The organism is Parvibaculum sp., assembly GCF_039973015.1.
GTDB lineage: Bacteria > Pseudomonadota > Alphaproteobacteria > Parvibaculales > Parvibaculaceae > Parvibaculum.
This window is the reverse complement of record NZ_JBDWLT010000009.1, coordinates 202,608-226,213: the sequence shown is the minus strand read 5'-3', so window position 1 is coordinate 226,213 and position 23,606 is coordinate 202,608. Positions and strand designations below refer to the sequence as shown.

General features: G+C 63.2%; 20 protein-coding genes. 7 read left to right on the top strand and 13 right to left on the bottom strand.

The window, feature by feature from the left end; genetic code table 11:
• Window positions 1-436: 436 nt before the first annotated feature.
• Entirely contained in the window at window positions 437-2,287 is a 1,851-nt protein-coding gene (locus ABJO61_RS10745; protein ID WP_348328333.1) for an acyl-CoA dehydrogenase C-terminal domain-containing protein, read from the top strand.
• A 137-nt stretch (window positions 2,288-2,424) separates the two neighbouring features.
• Window positions 2,425-3,192, top strand: a complete 768-nt coding sequence (locus tag ABJO61_RS10740; protein ID WP_348328330.1) for an SDR family oxidoreductase — start codon at window positions 2,425-2,427, stop codon at window positions 3,190-3,192.
• Between the two features lie 203 nt (window positions 3,193-3,395).
• On the opposite strand, the gene ABJO61_RS10735 is transcribed toward ABJO61_RS10740, so the two are convergent.
• From ABJO61_RS10735 to ABJO61_RS10720, 4 genes are all read right to left on the bottom strand, one after another.
• Window positions 3,396-4,478 (bottom strand): alpha/beta hydrolase, encoded by a 1,083-nt coding sequence (locus tag ABJO61_RS10735; protein WP_348328327.1) that lies wholly within the window; start codon window positions 4,476-4,478, stop codon window positions 3,396-3,398.
• A gap of 177 nt (window positions 4,479-4,655) precedes the next feature.
• Window positions 4,656-5,372 (bottom strand): type 1 glutamine amidotransferase domain-containing protein, encoded by a 717-nt coding sequence (locus ABJO61_RS10730; protein ID WP_348328324.1) that lies wholly within the window; start codon window positions 5,370-5,372, stop codon window positions 4,656-4,658.
• A 318-nt stretch (window positions 5,373-5,690) separates the two neighbouring features.
• Window positions 5,691-6,596: an alpha/beta hydrolase gene (locus ABJO61_RS10725; protein WP_348328321.1), complete on the bottom strand. Its 906-nt coding sequence runs from the start codon at window positions 6,594-6,596 to the stop codon at window positions 5,691-5,693.
• Window positions 6,597-6,601: 5 nt separating this feature from the next.
• Window positions 6,602-7,507: an alpha/beta hydrolase gene (locus ABJO61_RS10720; RefSeq protein WP_348328318.1), complete on the bottom strand. Its 906-nt coding sequence runs from the start codon at window positions 7,505-7,507 to the stop codon at window positions 6,602-6,604.
• 147 nt (window positions 7,508-7,654) lie between these two features.
• Between ABJO61_RS10720 and ABJO61_RS10715 the strand changes: the two genes are divergently transcribed.
• On the top strand, window positions 7,655-8,302 hold the full coding sequence (locus ABJO61_RS10715) for a DsbA family protein (RefSeq protein ID WP_348328315.1): 648 nt from the start codon (window positions 7,655-7,657) through the stop codon (window positions 8,300-8,302).
• Window positions 8,303-8,449: 147 nt separating this feature from the next.
• Here ABJO61_RS10715 and ABJO61_RS10710 read toward each other — a convergent pair whose 3' ends face one another.
• Window positions 8,450-9,262: a LuxR C-terminal-related transcriptional regulator gene (locus tag ABJO61_RS10710; protein WP_348328312.1), complete on the bottom strand. Its 813-nt coding sequence runs from the start codon at window positions 9,260-9,262 to the stop codon at window positions 8,450-8,452.
• Window positions 9,263-9,420: 158 nt separating this feature from the next.
• Between ABJO61_RS10710 and ABJO61_RS10705 the strand changes: the two genes are divergently transcribed.
• Genes ABJO61_RS10705 through ABJO61_RS10695 form a run of 3 tightly spaced genes read left to right on the top strand, consistent with a single transcriptional unit; the run spans window position 9,421 to window position 13,802 of the window.
• Entirely contained in the window at window positions 9,421-11,136 is a 1,716-nt protein-coding gene (locus tag ABJO61_RS10705; protein WP_348328309.1) for a glycerol-3-phosphate dehydrogenase/oxidase, read from the top strand.
• 13 nt (window positions 11,137-11,149) lie between these two features.
• Window positions 11,150-12,112, top strand: a complete 963-nt coding sequence (locus ABJO61_RS10700; protein WP_348328306.1) for a diacylglycerol kinase family protein — start codon at window positions 11,150-11,152, stop codon at window positions 12,110-12,112.
• A 19-nt stretch (window positions 12,113-12,131) separates the two neighbouring features.
• Window positions 12,132-13,802, top strand: a complete 1,671-nt coding sequence (locus ABJO61_RS10695; protein WP_348328303.1) for an FAD-binding oxidoreductase — start codon at window positions 12,132-12,134, stop codon at window positions 13,800-13,802.
• A 7-nt stretch (window positions 13,803-13,809) separates the two neighbouring features.
• Here the strand turns inward: ABJO61_RS10695 and ABJO61_RS10690 are convergent, their stop codons facing one another.
• The 3 genes from ABJO61_RS10690 to ABJO61_RS10680 are packed head-to-tail and all read right to left on the bottom strand — an operon-like array spanning window position 13,810 to window position 18,000.
• The gene (locus ABJO61_RS10690) at window positions 13,810-14,685 is read right to left on the bottom strand and encodes a hypothetical protein (RefSeq protein WP_293341795.1); all 876 of its coding nucleotides are present in this window, start codon (window positions 14,683-14,685) and stop codon (window positions 13,810-13,812) included.
• A gap of 25 nt (window positions 14,686-14,710) precedes the next feature.
• Window positions 14,711-16,357 carry a SulP family inorganic anion transporter gene (locus ABJO61_RS10685; protein WP_348328299.1) on the bottom strand — a complete coding sequence of 549 codons (1,647 nt, stop codon included), beginning with the start codon at window positions 16,355-16,357 and terminating at the stop codon, window positions 14,711-14,713.
• A 56-nt stretch (window positions 16,358-16,413) separates the two neighbouring features.
• Entirely contained in the window at window positions 16,414-18,000 is a 1,587-nt protein-coding gene (locus ABJO61_RS10680) for an AMP-binding protein (RefSeq protein ID WP_348328296.1), read from the bottom strand.
• Window positions 18,001-18,149: 149 nt separating this feature from the next.
• Between ABJO61_RS10680 and ABJO61_RS10675 the strand changes: the two genes are divergently transcribed.
• Window positions 18,150-18,929: a TIGR01458 family HAD-type hydrolase gene (locus tag ABJO61_RS10675; protein ID WP_348328293.1), complete on the top strand. Its 780-nt coding sequence runs from the start codon at window positions 18,150-18,152 to the stop codon at window positions 18,927-18,929.
• On the opposite strand, the gene ABJO61_RS10670 is transcribed toward ABJO61_RS10675, so the two are convergent.
• The 5 genes from ABJO61_RS10670 to ABJO61_RS10650 form a co-directional block, all read right to left on the bottom strand.
• Window positions 18,926-19,867, bottom strand: a complete 942-nt coding sequence (locus tag ABJO61_RS10670; protein ID WP_348328289.1) for an alpha/beta hydrolase — start codon at window positions 19,865-19,867, stop codon at window positions 18,926-18,928. The two genes, ABJO61_RS10675 and ABJO61_RS10670, sit on opposite strands and share 4 nt — an antisense overlap.
• A gap of 128 nt (window positions 19,868-19,995) precedes the next feature.
• The gene (locus tag ABJO61_RS10665) at window positions 19,996-20,202 is read right to left on the bottom strand and encodes a hypothetical protein (protein WP_348328286.1); all 207 of its coding nucleotides are present in this window, start codon (window positions 20,200-20,202) and stop codon (window positions 19,996-19,998) included.
• A 178-nt stretch (window positions 20,203-20,380) separates the two neighbouring features.
• Window positions 20,381-21,109: an SDR family NAD(P)-dependent oxidoreductase gene (locus tag ABJO61_RS10660; protein ID WP_348328283.1), complete on the bottom strand. Its 729-nt coding sequence runs from the start codon at window positions 21,107-21,109 to the stop codon at window positions 20,381-20,383.
• A 73-nt stretch (window positions 21,110-21,182) separates the two neighbouring features.
• A complete protein-coding gene (locus ABJO61_RS10655) occupies window positions 21,183-21,725 on the bottom strand; it encodes a DUF924 family protein (RefSeq protein ID WP_348328280.1) in 543 nt (180 codons plus the stop codon).
• 9 nt (window positions 21,726-21,734) lie between these two features.
• Window positions 21,735-23,591, bottom strand: a complete 1,857-nt coding sequence (locus tag ABJO61_RS10650) for an AMP-binding protein (RefSeq protein ID WP_348328277.1) — start codon at window positions 23,589-23,591, stop codon at window positions 21,735-21,737.
• Between the last annotated feature and the right edge of the window lie 15 nt (window positions 23,592-23,606).

The following is a 23,606-nucleotide window of genomic DNA, read 5'->3' as shown; positions in this document are numbered from 1 at the left end:
CCCCCTCGACATCTCCCTCCTTTTCCGCCATATTCCGGCGCGTTTACTGACAAAATTGAAGGCAGCGGAAAGCGGCCCGGGTAAGCGTCATGCGGTCAAGATTGACGCAGCGGCGGCGGGGGCTTAAGCCCTTTCTCTCGTGGCGTCTGGCAGTGCCGGGCCAGCCCCGGAACTTGCCGAAAGGCCCATGGATTCCGGCTTCTCCTTGTTTTGAAGGGGGCGGGGTGACACCGGAGGGTTGTGAATCGCGGTGCCGGAGCCTCGGATGCGGAGCCAACGGCAACGTGGATTGGGTCCCGGCTTTCGCCGGGATGACACTGAATTTTTGGTGGACACCGGGACCTTCTTTATTTTGAAGAGGGCCCCGGGATGACACTGAACTCTAGAGACGAGCCCGAGTTTCAATAACAAACGCCGACCCCAAAGGAGCGCGCCCATGCCGAGCTACAAGGCCCCCGTGGAAGACTTCATGTTCCTGTTCCACGAGCTTCTCGAAATCGACAAACGCGGCGAGGTGCCGGGCTTTGGCGACCTGACGCCGGACATGACGCAGGCGATCCTCGAAGGCGGCGCGAAGTTCTGCGAGGACGTGCTGCAGCCGCTGAACCAGGTGGGCGACGAGCATGGCTGCGTGCTGGAGAACGGCGTCGTGCGCACGCCGCCCGGCTTCAAGGAAGCTTTCCAGAAATATTGCGAGGACGGCTGGAACCGCCTCGGCGCGCCGGAAGAAGCCGGCGGCGCGGGGCTGCCCTCCGTCATCACCTTCGCCTTCACCGAAATGGGCATGTCGGCGAACCAGGCCTTCTCCATGTATCCGGGCCTGACGACGGCGGCTTACTCGGCGCTCTGGGCGACGGGCGAGCCCTGGATGAAGGAACATGTCGCCAAGAAGATGATCTCCGGCGAATGGACCGGCACCATGTGCCTGACCGAGCCCCATTGCGGCACGGACCTGAAGCTGATGAAGACCAAGGCCGTGGAGCAGGAAGACGGCACCTATCGCATCACCGGCACGAAGATCTTCATCTCGGGCGGCGACCACGACATGACAGACAACATCATCCACATGGTGATCGCGAAAGTGCCGGACGAGGACGGCAAGCTCGCCAACGATCTCTCGACGGTGAACTTCTTCATGGTGCCGAAGATGCTGGTCGACAAGGAGACCGGCAAGATCACCGACCGGAACGGCGTGACCTGCGGCTCCATCGAAAAGAAGATGGGCATCAAGGGCAACGCCACCGCCGTGCTGAATTTCGACGACGCCGTCGCCTATCGCCTCGGCGGCCGCCCGCCGGAAAAGAAGACGGAGACCGGCGAGGTCAAGAAGTCGAAGTCGGCGGGCATGGCCGGCATGTTCGGCATGATGAACGGCGCGCGCATGGGCGTCGGCATTCAGGGCATCGCGATTGGCGAAGTCGCCTATCAGAACGGCGTTACTTACGCGAACGAGCGCCTTGCGGGGCGCGCGCTGACGGGCGCGAAGAACCCGGACGGCCCGGCGGACCCGATCATGGTGTTCCCGGATGTGCGCCGCCTGCTTCTGTCGTCGCGCTCCTTCGTGGAAGGCGCGCGCGCGCTCGCCATGTATGTCTCCATGCTGTTCTCGCTGCAGATTTTCGGCAAGGACGAGAAGGAACGCGAAGAGGCCGCCGATCTCGCGCAGCTCATGACGCCTGTCATCAAGGCCTTTTTCACCGACCGCGGCTTCCAGGCGGCGAACGACTCGATGCAGGTCTTCGGCGGGCACGGCTATGTGCGCGACCACGGCATGGAGCAGTTCGTGCGCGATGCGCGCATCAACCAGGTCTATGAGGGCGCGAACGGCATTCAGGCGCTCGACCTTGTGGGCCGCAAGATGACGGCGAAGGGCGGCCGCGCGACCATGACCTTCTTCGCGAAGGTGGAAGAGTTCATCAAGGAAAACGAGAACGACGCCGAGATGAAGCCCTTCATCGAGCCGCTCAACGCGGGCTACAAGCGCCTCGGCGAGGCGGCGGGCTGGCTGATGGAGAACGCTCCGAAGAACTACGACAATGCGGGCGCGGCCTCCTACGACATGCTGAATATTTTCGGCACGGTCGCGCTTGGCTGGATGTGGGCGCAGATGGCGAAGGTCTCGCTCGCGAAGATCAAGGCAGGCGAAGGCAACACGGCGTTCTACAAGCGCAAGCTGACGCTGGCGCGCTACTGGATGGAGCGCGAAATGCCGCTGACGAGCGGCTGGCTCGAACGCTCGAAGATGGGCGCGGAAGGCTTCATGGAGCTCGACGCCGCCGCCTTCTGAGGCTTCGCATCACTGAATGCAGGAAGGGCGCTTCGCCATTGTGATTCTGGGGGCGCCCTTTTTGTTTTTGCGCCCTTCCCCTGCGTCATATAGCTTTCGCGGCATATGAAAATCGCTATCCGTCAGGGGAAACGCATATGAAAAATCTCTTCAGCGTCGAGGGCAAGACGGTCCTCATCACCGGCGGCTCGCGCGGCATCGGCGAGATGATCGCGACCGGCTTCGTGGAAAACGGCGCGAAGGTCTATATCACCGCGCGCAAGGCGCAGGCCTGCAACGAACTGGCCGAAGAACTCTCGAAGAAGGGCACCTGCATTTCGCTGCCCTTCGACCTCGGCACACAGGAAGGGATTGCGGGCATCGCCGCCGAACTCGGCAAACGCGAGCCGAAGCTCGACGTGCTCATCAACAATGCGGGCGCGGCCTGGGGCGAGCCCATCGACGAATACACGGAGAGCGGCTGGGACAAGGTGCAGAACATCAACCTGAAGGGCGTGTTCTTCCTGACGCAGAAGATGCTGCCGATGTTGCGCAAGGCCGCGAGTGCGGAAAACCCGGCGCGCATCATCAACACAGCGAGCATCAACGGCATCGAGCCGCCGGACCTCGAAACCTATGCCTATTCCTCGTCCAAGGCGGGCGTCATCATGCTGACGCGGCATCTCGCCAAGCGGCTTGCGCGCGAGCATATCCTCGTGAACGCGATTGCGCCCGGCCCCTTCCCGAGCCAGATGATGAAGGCGACGCTGGAAACATTCGGCGATGCGATCAAGGCGGGCAACCCGCTTGGCCGCATCGGCACGCCGGAAGACGCGGCGGGCGTGGCGATCTTCCTCGCCTCGCGCGCTTCCGCCTATACGACCGGCGCAACCATCCCGGTCGATGGCGGCTCGGCGGAGGTTTGAGGCTGGAAAGGTTTCTCATCCCACCCTCCCCTCGGGGAGGGTCGAAATCAGGGAAGTGCAACGACCTGATTTCGGGGCGGGGGCTGTCCGCCGCTATTTCCCCCGCCCCGAGAAATTCTTCGTATGCTCGAATTTCTCGACCCGCCCCCAAGGGCGGGTGGGAAGTAAGTCATCGCATGTGGCAAATTTCGCTGGGATGACACTCAGTTTTTAAATCTGGAAATGAACAACCGCGCCTTCGTCCACCACTGACGGAGGCGCGTTTCCTTTTGCGGCGTATCGAAGACAGGCGCTTCGGCATCGGGCGCGAGAGCGACGGGCGGCGCATCGGCAATGACCGGCTGCACGAAGGCGGGCTCGGAAAGCGGCGCGGGTCTTTCCACCGGATGCTTCCGGCCCGTCGCACGCTCCGCCGTCTCGACAATGGCATCCGCAATCGCGGGAAGAAGCGGCAGCGGCATCTCATGCCCCATGCCCTGCATGACGCGAAGCTCGCTGCCGGGAATATTCGCCGCCGTGTCGAGCCCCGCCGCGACGGGCACCAGCGGATCGTCCTCGCCATGAATGACGGCCGCAGGCACGGCGATGGTGCGAAGTTTCGCGCGCCGGTCGCCATCCGCCATCACCGCCGCCATCTGCCGCATGACGCCCGCCGGATAATAGGCGCGCGCCGCATCGCGCGTGACCCATTCGCGCAAGGTTTCGCGGTCCGTCGGAAAACCGGGCGAGCCCAGAATTTCATAGGTCTTCACGCCGCGCGCGACGATGGCCTGCGTGTCATGCGCGGGCGGCGCGGGCGACAGGAACAGCGAATAGACGCGGGGCCGCGCGGGCGGGAGCATCGGATTGCCCGAACTCGACATGATGGAGATGAGGGAAAGCGTGCGCTCGGGAAAATCGAAGGCGACATGCTGCGCGATCATGCCGCCCATCGACGCCCCGGCAATATGCGCGCGCTCTATATGGAGCGCGTCGAGAAGCCCCACCGCATCCGCCGCCATATCGCCAAGCGTATAGGGAACGAAGGCGGACTTGCCCTGCATCAGCGAAAGGACGGCATCCGGCCAGACCAGCGCCCGGCCGCGCTCTATATGGGTGGAGAGGCCGCAATCGCGATTGTCGAAGCGGATGACGCGGTAGCCGCGCGCGGCAAGATCGCGGCAAAGCTCGATGGGCCACTGGGTGAGCTGCGCCCCGAGCCCCATGATCAGGAGGATCGTCTCGTCCTTTTCGGAACCGAAGCTCTCATATTCGATCTCGATTCCATTGGCTTGGGCTTTGGGCATGCGCCGGACGCTCCGTTACCGCACATCCTCCCTTTGAAGAGTATGGGGATTCGGGAACGCGGTGCCAAGGTGCCCCCTCACCCTTCCCACCACCGCTACGCGGCGGTGGGCCCCTTCCCTCTCCCCTGTGGGGAGAGGGTGATCCGAGCGATAGCGAGGATCGGGTGAGGGGTCGTCTTACTCCGCCGCCTTGCTCTGGAGCGCATGAAGCGCCATGAGCATGCCCTTGGCGACACCTTGCGCCGAGGCGGGGTTCTGACCCGTGACGAGACGGCCATCGCGAATGACCTTCTCCTCGAAAGGCGGAGACTTTTCGAAGCGCGCGCCGAGGCCGCGAAGTTCCGTCTCGAGCAGGAAGGGCACGACCTTGTCCTTGCCGGCCTTCTTTTCTTCCTCGTCGGTGAAGCAGTTGACGAGACGGTCCTTCACCAGCGGCGCACCGTCGGCGTCATGCGCGCCGAGAAGCCCGGCGGGCCCGTGGCAGACCGCGCCGACCACACCGCCCTTGTCATAGACTTCGGAGACGAGGCGGATCAGCGCGTCGTTCTCCGGCATGTCCCACATGGTGCCGTGACCGCCGGGCAGATAGACCGCGTCGAAATCCTTGGCGTTGAGTTCGGCGACGGGCACCGTGTTGTTGAGCGCCTTCACGGCCTCTGCATCGTCAAGGAAGCGGCGAACGGAAGCGGCCCGCTCTTCTTCCTTGTCGGGGAGGCTGCCGGGATCGGCCGGCGGCTCGCCGCCCTGAATGGAACCGAGCGTCACCTCCGCGCCGTTATCGGCGAAGACATAATAGGGCGTCGTCAGCTCTTCGTAGTGGAACCCGGTCTTGTCGCCCGTATCGCCGAGCTTGCCGTGGGAAGTTGCAACGATTGCAATGCGTTGTTTCGCCATCTCCGCTCTCCTTTCTTCTTCGGAAAGCGTCTCGCGAGCTACGCGAAACGCGAAAGCCCCCTTCCCTCCTGAGATAGGTTTAACGAGACGGAGAAAAACCCGTTCCATCGATAAAGGGTGCAGTTTCGCATAATGCCTGCCAGCACAACGCTCACGTGCCACCCTCCCCTCGGGCAGGGTCGAAATTCGTGAAGTGAGAACGAAATGAATTTCGGGGCGGAGGCTGGACATCACCGCACCCCCGCCCCGAGAAATTCTCCGCATGCTCGAATTTCTCGACCCGCCCCCAGGGGCGGGTGAGAAAAGCTGCCGCGAAGTTTACTCCGCCGCCTGCTGGCGCTCCGCCGCGCGGGCGTGGCTCGCGATGAGGTCGACATATTGCCCGCAAAGCTCGACCGGCAGGTCATGGCCCATGCCTTCGATCACGACATGCTTCGCGCCGGGGACAGACTTCGCCGTGTCCTCACCGCCGGACGGCGGAACAAGCGGATCGGCATCGCCGTGGATGACGAGGAAGGGCACGCTCACTTGTTTCAATTCATCCACGCGGCTGCCATCGCCGACGATGGCGGCATATTGCCGGATCGCGCCTTCGGGATAGTACATGTGGTCGAATTCGCGCGCGCAACGCTCGTAAAGCGCCTCATCCGTCATCGGGTAGGCCGGGCTCTGATAGACGCGGCGGCCCTTCATGCGATGGCGGATGACATCCTCGCGCTCCTCGGAAGACGGCTGCGCCTGCAACGCCTTCATCGCCTCGTCGCTCGCCTTCGGCAGATCGGGATTGCCGGTGGTCGACATGACCGAGGTGACGGAGAGAAGCCGCTCGGGATGATGGATCGCCATGCGCTGCACGATCATGCCGCCCATCGAAATGCCCATGATATGCGCCCGGCCGATCCCCAGCGCATCCAGAAGGCCGATTCCATCGGCGGCCATGTCGGCAAGCCGGTAGGGAATGGCAGGCTCCCTGCCTTCGCGCACCGCCCTGGCGACATCGGAAATCTGCGGGAGGCCTTTCAGCTTTTCCGATTTGCCGACATCGCGATTGTCATAGCGGATGACGCGGAAGCCCTTGTCGCGGAGCCCGTCCATCAGCTCTTCCGGCCAGCTCAGCATGGTGGAGCTGTAACCATTGACGAAGAGGATGGGCGTCCCGTCTGCCGGGCCGCGATCCTCGTAATTGATGGCGATACCGTTCGCCTTCACGCTCTGCATGTTCATGAGGCTTACTCCGCCGCTTTTGCCGCCGAAGCGCGCTTTGCTGAGGCCTCGATGGCATCGGCAAAGGTGCCGACCAGCGCGAGCGGGAAATCATGCCCCATGCCCGGCACTTCACGAAGCTCCGCACCCGGAATATTCGCCGCCGTGTCGCGCCCGCCCTCGACCGGCACCAGCGGATCGTCCGCGCCATGCAGCACGACCGCGGGGAGCGAGAGCTTCTTCAGCTTTTCGCGGCGGTCGCCATTGGCGACAATGGCCGCCATCTGGCGCGCGGTGCCGACCGGATAGAGCGAGCGGTTGACGTCGCGCGTCACCCACTGGCGAAGCGTTTCCTCGTCCGTGCGGTAGCCGGGGCTGCCGATCGTGTTCCAGGCAAGCATGCCGCGTTCGATGGCGGCAGGAATATCGCCTTCGGGCGCGGGCGTCATGAGGACGGCCATCGCTTCCGGCTTGCCCTGCGGCACTTCGGGATTGCCGGTGGTCGACATGATGGAGGTGAGCGAGAGCGCACGTTCGGGATGATTGATCGCGACGAGCTGCGCGATCATGCCGCCCATCGAGGCGCCCGCGATGTGAGCCTTCTTGATGCCCAGCGCATCGAGAAGACCGACCGCATCCTTCGCCATTTCATCGAGCGCATAAGGCGACTGCGCGGGCTTTCCCGCCATCAGCGCGCCGAAGATCGCCGTCATGTCCGGCATGCCGAGATCGTCGAACTTGGTGGAAAGGCCGACATCGCGATTGTCATAGCGGATGACGCGATAGCCGCGCGAGACAAGCTCGTCGCAAAGCTCCACCGGCCACATGGTGAGCTGCGCGCCAAGCCCCATGACGAGCAGGATCGTCTCGCGATCCTCCGGGCCGAAGCTCTCATATTCGATGGTAATGCCGTTCGACTTGACCTGCGGCATGGATGGTCCTCCCTGAGATTGATTGTTTCTTTGACGGCAAGTCTAGCAATGCGCTTGCAACCGGCGCATCCGAAACGATACTAATGAAAAACATTAAAGATCGGCCGGGAGAAACCGGCAAGCTTTAGCTTGAGGAGACAACGCCCCATGACCCTCGAATACGATCTCTTCTGGTCGTTCCGCTCGCCCTATTCCTATCTCGTGACGAAACGTCTCGTCGAATTCGAGCGCGACTATGACGTGAAGGCCAATGTGCGCCCGGTCTATCCGATTGCGGTGCGCATTCCCGGCTTTTTCAAGCAGGTGAACCCGATGTGGCCGCCCTACCTGATCAACGACACGGTGCGGATCGCGCAAATGGAGGGCCTGCCTTACGCCTGGCCCTCGCCCGACCCCATCGTCATGGACCTGGCTTCAGGCGAGGTGCCCGAGGAGCAGCCCTATATTCGCAGGCTCACACGCACAGGCGTGCTGGCGGCCGAACAGGGCAAGGGGCTTCCTTTCCTCTACGAGATTTCCACCGTGATCTTCGGCGGCGTGAAGAACTGGCATGAGGGCGGCCACCTGCGCGACGCGGCGAAGCGCGCCGGGCTCGACATGGATGCGCTCGACGCGCAGGCCGAAAAGGAAACCGGCCGGATCGAGACCGTGATCGCGGAGAACGAGGCGGCGCAGAAGGCGGCGGGCCATTGGGGTGTGCCGCTGATGGTTTACGAGGGCGAACCTTTCTTCGGGCAGGACCGCCTCGACCACCTGAAATGGCGGCTGGAGCAGAAGGGGCTGAAGAAGCGCTAGGCGCCAGCGTCACCCTTCTCATACCCAGAGAAATAGAACGTCATGACCCGGCTTGTCCGGGTCATCCACGTCTTCCTTCTTCATCGCCGCCAAAGACGTGGATGGCCCGCATAAAGCGGGCCATGACGAGTTTGGGGAAAGGCCTTCCTACTCCCTCGTCCCCACAAGCCCGAGCTGCGCGGCGATGGCAACCGCATGGGCGCGTGTGCGCGCACCGAGCTTCGCCACCGCATTATCGAGATGGTAGCGGACCGTCGTCGGCTTGATGCCATTGCGCTCCGCGATCTCGGCTTCTCGCAGACCCTGCGCGGCAAGCGACAGACAATCGCGTTCACGCGGCGTGAGCGCGGCGCTGTCTTCCTCGCGGGGGCGGCTCCGCTTCGCAAGCCGGTCCTGCAATGCAGTGAAAACGTGGCCCGCGAAAAGGAGTTGCGGCGCGGCGGCCTCGATGATCGCTTCGACTTCCTCAAGCGGCTGCGGCCCCGCGAAGCCGAGCATGGCGACGCGGGCAAGAGGGAGCCGCACAGGGACGACGAGGACGGAATTGAAGCCCTGCCCCCGCATCATACCCGCGACCTGCTTCTGCTCGCCGCTATAGGGCCGGCGGTGGCGGCGGTGATCGTCGTAAAGGCTGATCGCAAAGGGCATGTGCTCGAAGCGGCAGCGGATATTGAGCGGCATACGAAGCGCGATGCCCCCCTCCCAAAGGGCCGCGACGATTTCCGGCGGCCAGCCCTGCCGGCGCAGAAAGGCTTCGGCGGCAGGATCGTATAGCGGCGAGGCGACATCGCTGGTCCAGATGGCGCGGGGCATGGCGATGAGGGAGGCAATCTCGCCAAGCGCGGCCTCGGCGGCGGGAAGCGTCGCCGCATGGCAGAGCGCGAGCGCGGCGGCCTGCAATGCCGCTTGGTCGAGGCCCGGTGCGCTTTTACGCTTCGATTTGAGCCGCCCGGCTGCCATTTCCAGATCCTGCAGTTTTCGAGGGGACGCGAGCGGTTTTATATCCGATATTGCAGGGAGAAGGCGAGCCTCCCCGCCTCTGGGCCCTGCTGGACCCTGGGGGAGCGGGGAGCTAGCCTCGCCTTCCCAGTCTGAGGCCAAAAACGGATTTCCGAGAAATGCAGCGCGACCTTGCCGCCATGAGTGCCACCGAATACGACCTCGTGATCGTGGGGGGCGGCATTACCGGCGCGAGCACGGCCTGGGATGCAAGCCTTCGCGGGCTGAAAGTGGCGCTGCTGGAGAAGGACGACTTCGCCCATGCAACGACATCGGGCTCCTCAAAGCTGGTGCATGGCGGGCTTCGCTATCTCGTGAACGGCGAGTTGAAGCTCGTGCGCGAGTCGCTGCGCGAACGGCGCATCTGGGAGAATGTCGCGCCGCATATGGTGCACCCCCTGCCCTTCGTCATTCCGACCTATGGCTGGGGGATGAAGGGGCCGCTGGTGCTGGGCATCGGGCTCGCGCTTTACGATCTGCTCTCCTTCGACCGCAACTGGCTTTCCGACGACGACAAGAAGCTGCCGGGCTTCCGCCGCCTCTCCAAGGGCAAGGCGCTCGATCTCGTGCCCTCGCTCAAGCGCGAGGGGCTGACCGGCGCCATGGTCTATTACGACTGCCAGATGTTCGCGCCCGAGCGGCTCTGCCTCGAATGCATCGAGGGCGCGGTGGAATGCGGCGCGGATGTCGCGAACTACGCGGAAGTGACGGGCTTCACCACGGAAGCGGCGATGGGGCGCGGCGTGAAGGTGACGGGCGTGAGCGTGGCGGACGAGGTGACGGGCGCGACGCACACCATCCGGGGCAAGGTGGTGGTGAACGCGGCCGGCCCCTGGGCCGACAAGACCATGGCCATGGCGGACGAAACGCCCGCGCGGCGGCTCATCCGCTCCAAGGGCATCCACATCATCACGCGCGATCTTTCCGGCGACCACGCGCTCGCGGTCCAGTCCTCCATCGGCGGGCACTTCTTCGTCATTCCCTGGCGCGGCTACACCATCATCGGCACGACCGACACCGTATTCGAGGAAGACCCCGACGAACTCGGCGTGACGGAAAAGGACATCGCGGATTTTCTCGCCGTCGTGAACGATGGACTGCCGGGACTGCACCTCAAGCGCGAGGACGTGATCCACTTCTATGCAGGCATCCGCCCGCTCGTCGACACGACGCCGCAGGAAGTGCCGGGCGCCGAGACGGACGGCGAAAGCACGAAAGAAGCCGAAAAGAAGGACAGCTACAATGCGAGCCGCGCGGCGGAGGTCTATGACCATGCGCCCGAAGAAGCGATAGACGGGCTCATTTCCGCCATTGGCGGCAAGTGGACGACATCGCGCCACCTTGCCGAACAGGTGGTCGACCTCGCGCTCAAGAAACTCGGGCGCGCGGCGAAATGCGAAACGCAATGCACGCCGGTCTATGGCGGCGACATGGCTCGGCTGAAGACATATGTGGCGCGCGCGCAGAAGCGGCATCCGCATCTGGCGCCCGACATCGTGGAAAATCTCGTGAACTTCTATGGCAGCCGCATCGACGAGGTACTGGCGACGGCGGACGAGAAGCCCGGCGAGCGCGAGGCGCTGCTGAAGCGGATCGCACCCGACAACCCTGTGATCGGTGTGCAGGTGGTACATGCCGTGCGGCACGAAATGGCGCTGCATCTCGATGACGTGATCTTCAGGCGCACGGGGCTTGGCACGCTGGGCAATCCGGGCTCGCCCGTGGTGAAGCAGGTGGCGGAGCTGATGGGCCGCGAACTCGGCTGGGACGAGACGGCGCTCGCGAACGAGATTTCCGGCACGGTTCGTCTGTTCGAAACGATACCGGGGAAGTAGGGGAGGAAGGATCATGAGCGGGGGAGGAATGCCGCATGTGGCGGCGGTGGTAAACCCGCGTTCGGGCGGCGGCCGGACGGGCCGCGCCTGGCGCGTCATTTCCGAAACCATCGAAAGGGAGCTGGGGCCGGTGCGTACGCATTTCACCGCTGCCCCCTCGACACCGCATTTCCTGCCCGCCGCCGAGCTGACCTCGCGCGCGCTGAAGGAAGGCGCGCAACTCGTGATCGCGGTGGGCGGCGACGGCACCATCGACGAGGTGGTGAACGGCTTTTTCGAGCATGGGCTCCCGATCAACCCGGAAGCGCATCTCGCGATCCTGAACGCAGGCACGGGCGGCGACTTCCGCCGCACCTTCGACATGCCGGAGGAAACGGCCGAGGGCGTGAAGCGCATCGCAAGCGGCGGCACACGCCGCATCGATATCGGCAAGCTCACCTTCATCGCAGAAGACGGGCGGGAGACCACACGCTACTTCAACAATATCGCGAGCTTCGGCCTGTCCGGCGAGACGGTGCGCGCGGTCAACAATGCAACCTGGCAGAAAAGCTTCGGCGGCAATTTCGCCTTTACCTGGGCAACGCTGATGACGGCATGGCGCCACAAGCCGCGGCCCGTGAAGATCGAAACGGATGAGGGCTTCGAAACGGTCGCGAATATCGGCCTCACCGCCGTCGCGAACGGACGCTATTTCGGCAGCGGGTTGAAAGTGGCGCCCGATGCCGAGCCCGATGACGGATTGTTCGATGTCGTCATCATGCGCGATCTCGGCTTCATGGATCTGGTGAAGGGCGGCGGCGATCTTCGCGAGGGCACACATGTGAACGGCCCGAAGGTAGACGTGGTGCGCGCGCGAAGCGTCACCGCGACGCCGCTCGGCACCGAACCCGTACTTATCGATGTGGATGGCGAAGGGCCGGGGCGTCTTCCCGCGCGCTTCGAGATATTGCCCGGCGCGCTGACGCTGCGCTGCTGAGAGAAGAGGACGAACGAGAATGACCATCGACCGCACCACACTGCGCTGGAACGGCTGGGGCCCGGTGAAGCAGGAGAACCCCCTGCCCGACGATGCGCCGCAATGGGCCTGGATCGAGGAGGCGCTGGGCGTCTCGCGCCTCGCCTCGACGCCGGCCGTGGCACTGCACGACGTCCGGCTGCCGCATTCGCGGCTTTCGGAGGAGCTGCTCGGCAAGCTGCGCAACATTTCGGGCGACAACCAGGTGCGGACCGACGATTACGAACGCGCCTTTCATGCACGCGGCAAGAGCTATCACGACCTGCTCTATCTTCGCGCGGGCAAGCTCGACATGGCGCCGGACGCGGTCGTCTATCCCCGCAGCGCCGACGAAGTGCTCGCCATCGTGAAGCTCTGCGCGGAGGAAGAGATCGCGCTCATCCCCTTTGGCGGCGGCTCGTCCGTGGTGGGCGGCGTCAACGCCATGCCGAAATCGCTCGGCGGCGCGGTGCTGACGCTCGACACGACGCTAATGACGCGCATCATCCAGATCGACAAGGTATCGATGACGGCGCGGATCGAGGCGGGCATCTATGGGCCGCATCTCGAAGAGCAATTGCAGAGCCATGGCGTGACGCTCGGCCATTATCCGCAGAGCTTCCAGCTTTCGACGCTGGGCGGCTGGATCGCGGCACGCGGCGCGGGCCAGCAGTCGAACCGCTACGGCAAGGCGGAGAAATGGCTCGTCTCGGCGAAGCTCGCAACGCCGAAGGGCTTCTGGACGACGGAGGCGACACCCGCTTCCGCCGCGGGGCCGAACCTCAACCAGCTCGTCGCCGGATCGGAAGGCACGCTCGGCGTCATCGTGGAGGCGACGGTGAAGATCCATGACCTGCCGGAGCGGAAGGACTATCGCGGCTATCTCTTCAAGACCTTCGCACAGGGCGTCGAGGCCGCGCGCCGCATCAACCACGCGGAAATCCCCGTTGCCATGGTGCGGCTGTCGGATGCGCCGGAAACCTATTTCTTCCAGGCGCTTTCATCGTCCGGGTCGGGCGGACTGAAATCGAAGCTGCAGCGCATGTACCTCAAGATGAAGGGCTTCAACGATGCGCCCTGCGTCATGCTGATCGGCCATGAAGGCGAGAAGGAAACGGTGATCTGGGCGCAGGAGCAGACGGAAGCGGTCTGCAAGCGGCTCGGCGCGCTGGCGCTGGGCACAGGGCCCGGCAAACGCTGGTATCACGGCCGCTTCAACGGACCTGCCGTGCGCGACCCGATGATGGATCGTGGGCTCGGCGTCGAGACGCTCGAAACCTCGACGCGCTGGTCGAACATCGCGAACCTGCATGACAAAGTGGTGGGCGCGATCACCGATGCGATTGCCGCCAACGTGCCGGAGCAGAATGCGCGCGGAATCGTGATGGCGCATGTGAGCCACTCCTATCCCGACGGCGCGAGCCTCTATTTCACGTTTGTTTTCCCGCGCCAGCTCGACCGCGAAGTCGAGCAATGGCAGGCGATCAAACGCGCGGCGTCGGACACGATCGAGATGAATGGCGGCACGATCAGCCATCATCACGGCGTCGGCGCGGATCACGTTCCCTGGCTCGGCGAGGAGAAGGGCGAGATCGGCATGTCGATCCTCAAGGCGACGAAGCGCGAGATGGACCCGAAAGGCGTGATGAATCCGGGGAAGGTGTTGGGGTAGAAGACGGTCAGAGCTTACCGGAAAATTCTCCGAACTCCGGAATGCCGGATTGCCAGTCACGAACCAAGAACTCTCGGGACGAAGTCATACACACCTGCATAGGCTGGCATTTCACAGGTGCCTGACCAATCACATTCAGTTCACTGTCGAGAAGAGCGACATCATTGCTGTAGGGCCGGGCGACAATACACAAGCCATCGATCTGAGCCTGATACTCTCCGACGAAGCGTCGCTGGAATCCGTCTCCTCCATCCTGAAGCCGCACCTTTTGAGTGGTGCGGCGCGCACTGGCGTCGACAAGACAAAGAGTGTCGTAGTCGCTTGCAAGAAAAGTTGAGCCCGAAATCATCGACATTCCCGGATTGCCACCGCTTCCAGCCAAGACAATAGAACCAACCGGAAGGTTGGTGGCCACGTCCACGATAACGAGCTTCGAACTGCGCTGAACCGAAACGACAACTTCCTTTCCGCCGGACACCGCGAGGCAGTCAACAAGCCCCTGATAGCCGAGATCGTAGGTCTCCGCATTGTACCAGCCGAGGTCGATGTCCTTGACCTCACCAAGTAGGTATTCAACCAGAAGAACTTTTTGCCCTGTCAATCCTTTGACGACGCATGCTCGATCGACCATGCGCCAGACGTCCATGTCGCCATCAAGAACGGGGCCAGTGGCGTCAAGCAGGACCGAAGAAAGAATTTCTTCAGGACGGCTGACGTGGCGCACCGAAGCGACAACACCCGCGCTCTCGCCGTGGGTGACGCGGAAAAACCCGTCCCTACCGCCGCGCACACCGACGAACTGAGCGCCGGGAACCGGGATAAGGGTTTCAGCTCTGGACTCAAGATCACAGCACCAGATCGCGCCGTGATCGATCCAGCCCATGCTGCCGAGTACTCTTTTTCGAGTTTCATCCAATATCATTGCGCGCCATTTCGATGGCGGTGGCGAAATCCGGCGCGCGGGTGACGCGGGCAAGAACGCCCATATCGCCCAGCACGCGCTCGGGCTGCGGCTGGAGCGCAGTGACGATGACCTTCGTGCCGTTCCGCTCGCAGCGCTCGATCATGGTTTCGAGCGCGGAGACGCCCGTGGCATCAATGATCGGCACGGCGCGCATCCGCAGGATCAGCACTTTCGGCGTGGCGCCGATCCGGTCGAGCGTTTCGCCGAGCCGCATGGCGACGCCGAAGAAAAACGGCCCGCGAATGAGGCTCGCCGCAACGCCGGGCGGAAGCTCGTATTCCTGCATGGGCACGAATTCATGCGGTGTCGTGTCGCTTACATCTTCTTCGACGAGATGAAGATCGGCCTGCACCTCGACCGCCTCCGACATGCGGTGCATGAAGAGGACGGCGGCAAGGACCACGCCAACCTCGATGGCGACGGTGAGGTCGACCAGCACGGTGAGTGCGAAGGTGATGAGAAGGACGGCGCGGTCGCCGAAGGGCGCGCGCATCAGATGCCGGAACTTGTCGATCTCGGACATGTTCCACGCGACGACGAGCAGCACGGCGGCAAGCGAGGCGAGCGGAATATAGGCCGTGACGGGCCAGGCAACCGCCATGAAGCCGAGCAGGAAGACGGCGTGCAGCATGCCGGCGATTGGCCCGCGCGCGCCCGCGCGAATATTCGTGGCCGTGCGCGCGATGGCGCCCGTTGCGGGCAAACCGCCCACGGCGGCGGAGGCGCAATTCGCGACGCCCTGCGCGACAAGCTCGCAATTCGAGCGATGACGGCGGCCCGTCATGCTGTCCGCAACCATCGCCGAGAGAAGCGACTCGACGCCGGCGAGGAAGGCGATGGTGAAGGCGCTTGGGAAAAGCGCGATCAGGCGCTCCATCGAGACGTCCGGGAAAGCGGGCAATGCAAAGGAAGGCTCAAGCCCCGCGAAACGCGAGCCGATGGTGTCGGTGGGGAGCCCGAAAAGCCAGACGAAGAAGGAAGCGGCCACGACCGCGATCAGAAAGCCCGGCCAGTTGGGCCGCTTGCCCTTCAGCCAGACGATGAGCGCGAGCGATCCGGCCGCGACGAGAAGCGTCTGCACGGTGGTACTCGGCAGCGCCTCGCCAAGAGCCCATATCTTTTCGACGAATTCCGCCGGTTCGTTCGCGAGGGAAAGACCGAGGAAATCCTTGATCTGGCTTGTCGCGATAATGACCGCGATGCCCGCCGTGAAGCCGGTGACGACGGGCTCGGGAATATATTTGATGAAGGTGCCGACGCGCAAAAGTCCCGCGCCGATCAGCAGAAGCCCCGCCATTGCACTGGCAAGAACGAGCCCGTCATAGCCGTGGACCGCGATGACGTTGAAGACGACAACGACGAAGGCGCCGGTCGGCCCGCCGATCTGGAAGCGGCTGCCGCCAAGCGCGGAAATAAGAAAACCTGCGATGACGGCAGTAATGAGGCCCTTGTCGGGCGTTGTGCCGCTGGCAATGGCAAGCGCCATGGAAAGCGGCAATGCGACGATGGAAACGGTAAGCCCGGCGATGAAGTCGCTGCGGAAATCGGCAAAGCGGTAGCCTTCCCGAAGCACGGTGACGAGCTTCGGCACAAAGAGTTGCGACGGTGATGTCTTCGCGCTCGTGGCCCCGGCCCCTTCTTGTGCTCCTAGTCCCCATCGACGATCTTGCGGAGTTCTGCTTTCGCGATCTTCTCGAGGGTCGAGCGCGGGAGCGCATCGACAATCCGAATGTCGCGCGGACGCTTGAAGTCCGCAAGCCCTTTGGCGCAGGCTGCGTCGATCTGCGCGGCGAGATCCTTCGGCGCCGCCGCCTCGCCGCCCGGCACGAGAACGAAAACGGCAGGCACTTCATCGAGCATTGGATCGCGCTTGGCGACCACCGCACATTCCTGAATGCCGGGGACGGTCATCACGACGCGCTCGATCTCGGAGGCAGCGACATTCTCGCCGCCGACCTTCAGCATGTCCTTGTCGCGATCGGCAAAGGCGATGAAACCGTCCTCGCCCAGCGTCACGCGGTCGCCGGTGACGAAATAGCCCTGATCGTCATAGGTCTTGGCGGTCGCTTCCGGGTTGTTGAGATATTCGAGGAAGAGTGAGAGACCTGGCACGCCGCGCACGAGAAGATTGCCCGTTTCGCCCGGCGCAACGGAGACGCCATTGTCGTCGAGGATCGCGATTTCATAAGCCGGAGAGGGCTTGCCGATGGACATGGAGCGGTTCGGCAGATGAATGTCGCCGACGATGCCATGCGTGATCGTTTCCGTCATGCCCCACCAGCCGATGGTCTTGATGCCGAAATAATCATCCGTGGGCGGCGCGGAAACGCCGTTGCCCCAATAGCGATAGGAATGGGACTTCGGCAGTTCCTGGCTCATCAGCGCACGCAGGCAGAACGGCACCATCGAGGTCCATGTGCAGCCATGTTTCTGCGAGACAGGCCAGAAGCGCGAGGCGGAGAAACGCGGCTGGAGAACGACCGTCGCGCCCGCCCAGAGGGCGGCGAGCACGGAATAGGACTGCGCATTGGTGTGGAAGAGCGGCAGATAGGTGAGATGCACATCCGATGCACGCAGGTCTTCATGCATCGCGCAGAGCTTTCCGCCCCAGAGCGCATTCGCATGAGTCCAGACGACACCCTTGGGCCGCGACGTCGTGCCCGACGTGTACTGAACGCCGACAGGCAGCATCGGCTCCGGCGCGCGCATCGGCACATCCGTTATGTCGCCATAGAGCGCAACGAAGCTTTCTGACTTCGGCGGACGGTCTTTCTCTTCCGGTTCAGCGCCATTATCCGTTTCGGTAACGGCAAGCCATTTTATGTGTTTGCACGAGAGGGCAACGAGCGCGGCAAAGCGCGGCTGCGTGATCGCGCCGACGACTTCGGCATGTTCGCTGAAGTAGATGAGGTCGTCTTCGACCGAGCGCGCATTCGTCGTGACGGCGACGGCACCGAGATGAGCGCAGGCATACCAGGCGATGAGGCTTTCGGGACAATTGTCGAGATGGATGAGAACGCGCTCGCCCTTTTTCACGCCGCGCTTCTTCAGGCCCGCCGCGACCTGCTTCACCTCATGCTCGAAGCGCGCATAAGACCAGGTGTGCGCCTCGCCCTCGAAAGGTTCCCAGATAAGAAAAGGGTGATCCGGCCGCGCAGCGGCATGAACGCTGAGAAGATGCGGCACATCGAAATTCGAGAACGGATGAACGAGCGGCGAACGCAGCGCAGGCATGTCTCTCTCCCCCGGAATGTTCCTTGTTTGCTTTCCCGTCATATATCCCATGCTTGTGCCCGGTTCCATTCCCGCCCTAGACTTTTGACCGGGGGTCAGAGAGGGAGGAGACGGCGGGGAGACGTGCAACACGACGAAAGGGTCCGTGCATGGCGCCAGAAGCGAAGCCGCTCCGCGATATAAAGGGTCTTCTGATCGATGTGGGCGGAGTGCTCTATCAGGGCGATGAAGCCATTGAAGGATCAGTGGAGGCCCTGAAAGGCCTGCGCGAACGAAAGCTGCCCTTCCGCCTTTTGACCAACACGACGCGAACGTCGCGCGCAAGGCTCGCGGCAAAGCTCAAGGGCTTCGGCTTCGATGTGAATGAAGCTGAAATCGTGACGCCCGCGAGCGTCGCAGGCGCCGTTCTCGCACGCGACGGCGCGAAACCCCGTCTTCTTGTCCATCCCGACCTGGTGCCCGATTGCCCGGCGGAAGCAGCGGAACCCGACGCCGTGCTGATCGGCGATGCGGGCGAGCATTTCACCTTCGAGGCGATGAACCGTGCCTTCAATGTGCTGATCGAAGGCGGGAAACTCTACGCGCTCGGCAAGAACCGTTTCTTCCGCGGAAAAGACGGCTATGAACTCGACGCCGGCCCCTTCGTCGCCGCGCTCGAATTCGCGGCGGAAGTCGAAGCCGTCCTGATCGGAAAGCCCTCGCGGGCATTCTTCGAAACAGCGGCGAAGGACATGAACCTGACGCCTGAAAACGTCGCGATGGTGGGCGACGATGTGGAAAGCGACGTGGAAGGCGCCATCGCGGCAGGGCTTGGCGGCATACTCGTGAGAACAGGCAAGTTCCGTGAGGCGGATGGCGAGCGCGCAAAAAAAGGCGGCGCTCATGTCGCCGCCTCTCTTGCTGCTGTCGTCGAAGAACTGAGCGCCTAGGCGAGCGCTTCCTTGAGCGCCTTCGCCGCCGCCTTCACCGCATCGCGCGACACATCGAGCGCGCCTTGCAGGTTGAAGAAGCCGTGGATCATGCCTTCGTAGTTCACATATTCGACATCGACGCCCGCCTTCTTGAGAGCTTCGGCGTAAGCCTTTCCCTCGTCGCGCAGCACGTCGTAACCGGCAGTGACAACATAGGCAGGCGGCAGGCCCGCAAGCGACGACGCGCGAAGCGGTGCCGCATAGGGGTTCGAGGGATCTTCGCCGGCGGCGAGGACATAATGGTTCCAGAACCAGTCCATGCCTTCGGCTTCAAGGAAATGACCTTCCGCGAAATCCTTGTAGGACTGTGTGCCGCGCGGGGCGTCCGTCACCGGATAGATGAGCAGCTGGAAGGCAATCTCCGGCGTCTTCTCCGCCTTCGCCTTGAGGCAGACGGCGGCGGCGAGATTGCCGCCCGCGCTGTCGCCCGCAACCGCGACGCGGTTCGGGTCGATACCGATTTCAGACGCATTCGCCTCCACCCACTTCACCGCCGCATAGGCATCGTCGAAGGCGGCAGGAAAGGGATGTTCCGGCGCGAGGCGGTAATCGACGGCAATCACCTTGCAGCCTGCCTCGTTGGCGAGTGTGCGGCAAAGCGCGTCATGGGTTTCAAGGTCGCCGATGACCCAGCCGCCGCCATGATAATAGACAAGCGCGGGACAGGTGCCGCCGGCCGCCACCGGCGTATAGAGGCGGACGGGAATGTCACCCGCCGGGCCGGGGATCGTGCGGTCCTCGACCTTGCCAATGGCAACGCCCTGAAGATCGAGCATACCGGCCATCGCGCGATACATCTCGCGTCCGCCCTCCGGCGGCAGGTCGATGAGGCGAGGCGCATCGGGATCGGCGCCAAGCTGATCGAGTAGCGCCTTTGCCTGTGGATCGAGTGACATGCTGGTGGTCCTCCCCGCCTTGTTTTTGTCGCGAAGGCCCCTTTTATCCGCCGGGAACCGGGCGCGCCAAGCGGCAAATTGGCAGGAGGGCCCAGAGAAGGGCCGAGAGAAGGGCCGAGAAGAAGACTCTAGTGAAGAACCTCGCCATCGCGGCTGCGGCGGCCTTCCACCATGTCCTCGACCACGACCCGGAGCATCCGCCAGGCATCGGCGCGCATTTTCTCGCCGATCTCCTCAAGCTCGCAGACCGCCGTATCGGCATAGGAAAGCGCCTTGCGGCCATGCGTATCGACCATATAGGCGGCGAGGAGGTTGATTTCGTGATCGGTGATCATGTCTCGGGGTCTCCGGTTGGACTTGTTTTGCCAACCGGATTGCAACCGCCGGACCAAAGAGAGGATGCAAATAAAATCAATAGCTTAAGAGAAAGCCGCCCTGCCCGTGCCGGAGGGCCCGGCAAGCTTTGCCGGAACGAAAAGGGCGGAATGCGGCCGATTTTGCCGCCGCCTTGCCCTACCAGGGTTCGGCATGGGTGCGGATGTCGATTTCGAAGCTCCAGGCGGAGCGCTTCTGGCGGTGAAGCTGAATGAATGCCTCGGCAATGCCTCCGAGATCGATCAGGCGGCCTTCCTGCTCCCGCAGGGCCGCATAATCCGGCACCAGCGTATGCAGCTTCTCGCCGGAAATGCCGCCATCGATCACGACATGCCCGACATGGAGACCGAGGGGGCCGAGCTCCTTCGCAACACTCTGCGCAAAGGTGCGAAGTCCGCCCTTGGCGGCGGAAAAGGCGGCGAAACCTTCCTTGCCGCGCATGCTGGACGATGCGCCGGTGAAGAGGATCGTACCCTCACCGCGCGGGCTCATATGGTCGGACGCCTCGCGCGCGAAGAGAAAGGCGCCGAAGGTGCAGACCCGCCAGCAGCGCTCGAAATAGTCCGCCGTCATGCCCGAAACCTTGCCCGGCATGTTGTTGCCCGCATTGTAGATGGCAAGTTTCACAGGCCCCGTTTGCTCGGCGCAGTTCCACAGGTCGATCATCTGCGCCTCATCCGTCACGTCGCAAAGGAAAGCCGTCGCCTGGCCGCCTTCCGCCCGGATCGCCCCGGCGACGGCCTCGAGCTTTTCGAGCGTGCGGCCCGCGACGAAGACATGCAGCCCCTCGCCCGCCGCACGGTGAGACAGCACCGCGCCAAGCCCCCTCTCAGGCCCGACGCCTGCGACGATTGCCGTTTCGACCATGATCATCCTCCCGCTTCAGCATCCTGAAGCAGGATACATAGTCAGTTCGGAAAGAGAACCAAGAGAAGAAATATCAACCGGCGAAGCCGCCTTCATCGAGGAAACTCTGTTCCTCCGGCGTCGTCTCGCGCCCCACGACCCCGTTGCGATGGGGAAAACGGCCAAAGCGGCGGATGATATCGGCATGCTCAATGGCAAATTTCATCGTTTCGGGATCGTCGAGACGCTGCGCGAAATAGACGAGACCGCGCTCCTGCGCTGCGAGATCTTCCGAATGCATATAGGGCATGTAGAACCATTTGCGCGCAGTGACCGGCGTCTCGACGTCCAAACGGCGGCGCACGGCCTCATCGGCAAGCGCAAGCGCTTTCGCATCCTGCGTGAAGGCGCGATGATCGTTGCGCCAGAGATTGCGGGAAAACTGGTCGAGCACGAGGATGAGCGCGAGCATGCCCTGCGCATCCGCCGCCCAGCCATCGAGCTTGCCCGCAGCGGCTTGCGCATGCGTCTCGCCGAAGCGGCGGCGGATTTCGGCGTCGAAGGTGTCGCTCTTCTTGAACCATTTTTCCGGTCCGGCTGCGAACCAAAAATCGAGAACGTCGCGCGGACGGATCATGGCAACACCTCAAACCACAATCACATCTTCAGGCACCGGGTCCTGATAAAGACGCTCGACAAGATGGGCGCGGCGCGAAGCCGTAGCCGCCTGGTTCACATAGCCCTTGTCGGTGATCTCGTGCCCGTCGATCGAGGGCGGCTCAAGCATCAGGTGAATGCGCGCGATGCGCGTGGACGACCCGCCGCCCGCCTTGTTGTGTTTCTGAAGCGCGGCGCGCAGATGCTCGACAACTTTCGGGTGTGAGATGACCGCCTGCGGGTCCGCATCGTCGGGGAGCCCCGCGATCTTCCGCGCGCCTGCGATATTCGGCCAGGCGAGCAGCGCAATATAAGGCTTGTCGAGACCGCAGACGACCGCGTCCTGAACGAGCGGCGTGCAGGCACCAACCGCATCGGCGCGCAGCGTACCGGTCGAGACCCATGTGCCCGAAGACAGCTTGAAGTCTTCCGTCACGCGCCCATCGAACACAAGGCCGAGCTCCGGTTTCGTCTCATCAAGAAACTTTGCCGCATCGCCGAGGCTGTAGAAACCTTCTTCATCGAAAACTTCCGCCGTCTTTTTGGGATCGTTAACATATCCGGGCGTGACGGTCGGTCCCTTTACGCGCACTTCGAGCTTCGCCCCATTCGGCACGAGCTTCAGCGTGATGCCCGGAACAGGAAGACCGACGAGACCGACGCGCTCCGTCACCCAATGGACGACGGTGATGCCTTGCGTCTCCGTCGCGCCATACATAGTGGTGAGCGGAATGCGCATGCCCGTCTCCGCAACCGCAAGCGCCTGCATGCGGTCATATATGTCGCTCGACAGCGTTGCACCGCCATAGCCCATATATTCGAGGTTCTTGAAGAAGCTCGCACGCAGCGCCTCGTCGCGCTCCATCGCGTCCGCCAGCATCGCGAAGGCGACAGGCGCGGAGCCGAAGACGCGCGGGGAAACCTCACGCAGATTGGCAATCGTCTGGTCGAACATGCCGGGAACGGGCTTGCCCGCATCGAGATGAACCGTGCCACCAGACGACATATTGCCATTGAAGCCGATATTGCCGGCGGAAATATGGTTCCACGGCATCCATTCGAGGCTCTGCGGAATTTCGTTCGGGTCCGGCTCTTCGCTGCGGAGCGCTTCGCCCGCCGCGACCTGTGCCACCATCATGCGATGCGTCTGGACAACGCCCTTCGGCATGCCGGTGGAGCCGGAAGTGAAGAGATATTTGGCAACCGTATCGTGGCCGATCTTTTCCATCGAGGCGCGCACGGCATCGTCCGGCGCAGTCGAGACGAGGTCGTCATAGGAGGTCGCGCCGGAAACGCTGCCCGACTGCGTGACGATCTCGGCGCCATCGCCAACGGCGGCAAGCGCCTTAGCAAAGAGGTCGCCATTGTCGGCAAAGATCATCTTCGGCTGCGTGAGAGCGACAACATGACGAAGCTTCGCAAAGTCGGAACTCATCAGCGAATAGGGAACGCTGACCGGTGCGACGGGCACGCCCGCCTTCATCGCGCCCAGCGTCATGACGGCATGGGCAATGGAATTTCCCGACAGGATCATGAGCGGCGTCGAATTGTCGAAGCCGCGCGCGAGAAGGGCGGCGGCGACGGCATCGGCCTTCGCGTTGGCTTGCCCATAGGTGATGAACCGCCAGGCGCCATCGGCATCGCGCTCGCCGATGAAGTTGCGCTCGGGGTGTTCGGCGGCACGCTCTTCGAGAATATGCGGCACGCTGCGCTTCATCTCGGGCAGCGGATGATCCGATGAGATATAGATCGCGCCGTCGTCACCGCGCTTCACGCTCACCTTCGGCGGTTTCTGCTTCAGCGGCTTGAACGGCGCGGGGCTTCCCATGTCCTCTGCGAGGCTCATTGCATTTCTCCACTA

Bases quoted from the DNA above. Each gene is read 5' to 3' on its own strand.
- ABJO61_RS10745 (WP_348328333.1), top strand. From the start codon at position 437: ATGCCGAGCTACAAGGCCCCCGTGGAAGACTTCATGTTCCTGTTCCAC.
- ABJO61_RS10740 (WP_348328330.1), top strand. From the start codon at position 2,425: ATGAAAAATCTCTTCAGCGTCGAGGGCAAGACGGTCCTCATCACCGGC.
- ABJO61_RS10735 (WP_348328327.1), bottom strand. From the start codon at position 4,478: ATGCCCAAAGCCCAAGCCAATGGAATCGAGATCGAATATGAGAGCTTC.
- ABJO61_RS10730 (WP_348328324.1), bottom strand. From the start codon at position 5,372: ATGGCGAAACAACGCATTGCAATCGTTGCAACTTCCCACGGCAAGCTC.
- ABJO61_RS10725 (WP_348328321.1), bottom strand. From the start codon at position 6,596: ATGAACATGCAGAGCGTGAAGGCGAACGGTATCGCCATCAATTACGAG.
- ABJO61_RS10720 (WP_348328318.1), bottom strand. From the start codon at position 7,507: ATGCCGCAGGTCAAGTCGAACGGCATTACCATCGAATATGAGAGCTTC.
- ABJO61_RS10715 (WP_348328315.1), top strand. From the start codon at position 7,655: ATGACCCTCGAATACGATCTCTTCTGGTCGTTCCGCTCGCCCTATTCC.
- ABJO61_RS10710 (WP_348328312.1), bottom strand. From the start codon at position 9,262: ATGGCAGCCGGGCGGCTCAAATCGAAGCGTAAAAGCGCACCGGGCCTC.
- ABJO61_RS10705 (WP_348328309.1), top strand. From the start codon at position 9,421: ATGCAGCGCGACCTTGCCGCCATGAGTGCCACCGAATACGACCTCGTG.
- ABJO61_RS10700 (WP_348328306.1), top strand. From the start codon at position 11,150: ATGAGCGGGGGAGGAATGCCGCATGTGGCGGCGGTGGTAAACCCGCGT.
- ABJO61_RS10695 (WP_348328303.1), top strand. From the start codon at position 12,132: ATGACCATCGACCGCACCACACTGCGCTGGAACGGCTGGGGCCCGGTG.
- ABJO61_RS10690 (WP_293341795.1), bottom strand. From the start codon at position 14,685: ATGGGCTGGATCGATCACGGCGCGATCTGGTGCTGTGATCTTGAGTCC.
- ABJO61_RS10680 (WP_348328296.1), bottom strand. From the start codon at position 18,000: ATGCCTGCGCTGCGTTCGCCGCTCGTTCATCCGTTCTCGAATTTCGAT.
- ABJO61_RS10675 (WP_348328293.1), top strand. From the start codon at position 18,150: ATGGCGCCAGAAGCGAAGCCGCTCCGCGATATAAAGGGTCTTCTGATC.
- ABJO61_RS10670 (WP_348328289.1), bottom strand. From the start codon at position 19,867: ATGTCACTCGATCCACAGGCAAAGGCGCTACTCGATCAGCTTGGCGCC.
- ABJO61_RS10665 (WP_348328286.1), bottom strand. From the start codon at position 20,202: ATGATCACCGATCACGAAATCAACCTCCTCGCCGCCTATATGGTCGAT.
- ABJO61_RS10660 (WP_348328283.1), bottom strand. From the start codon at position 21,109: ATGGTCGAAACGGCAATCGTCGCAGGCGTCGGGCCTGAGAGGGGGCTT.
- ABJO61_RS10655 (WP_348328280.1), bottom strand. From the start codon at position 21,725: ATGATCCGTCCGCGCGACGTTCTCGATTTTTGGTTCGCAGCCGGACCG.
- ABJO61_RS10650 (WP_348328277.1), bottom strand. From the start codon at position 23,591: ATGAGCCTCGCAGAGGACATGGGAAGCCCCGCGCCGTTCAAGCCGCTG.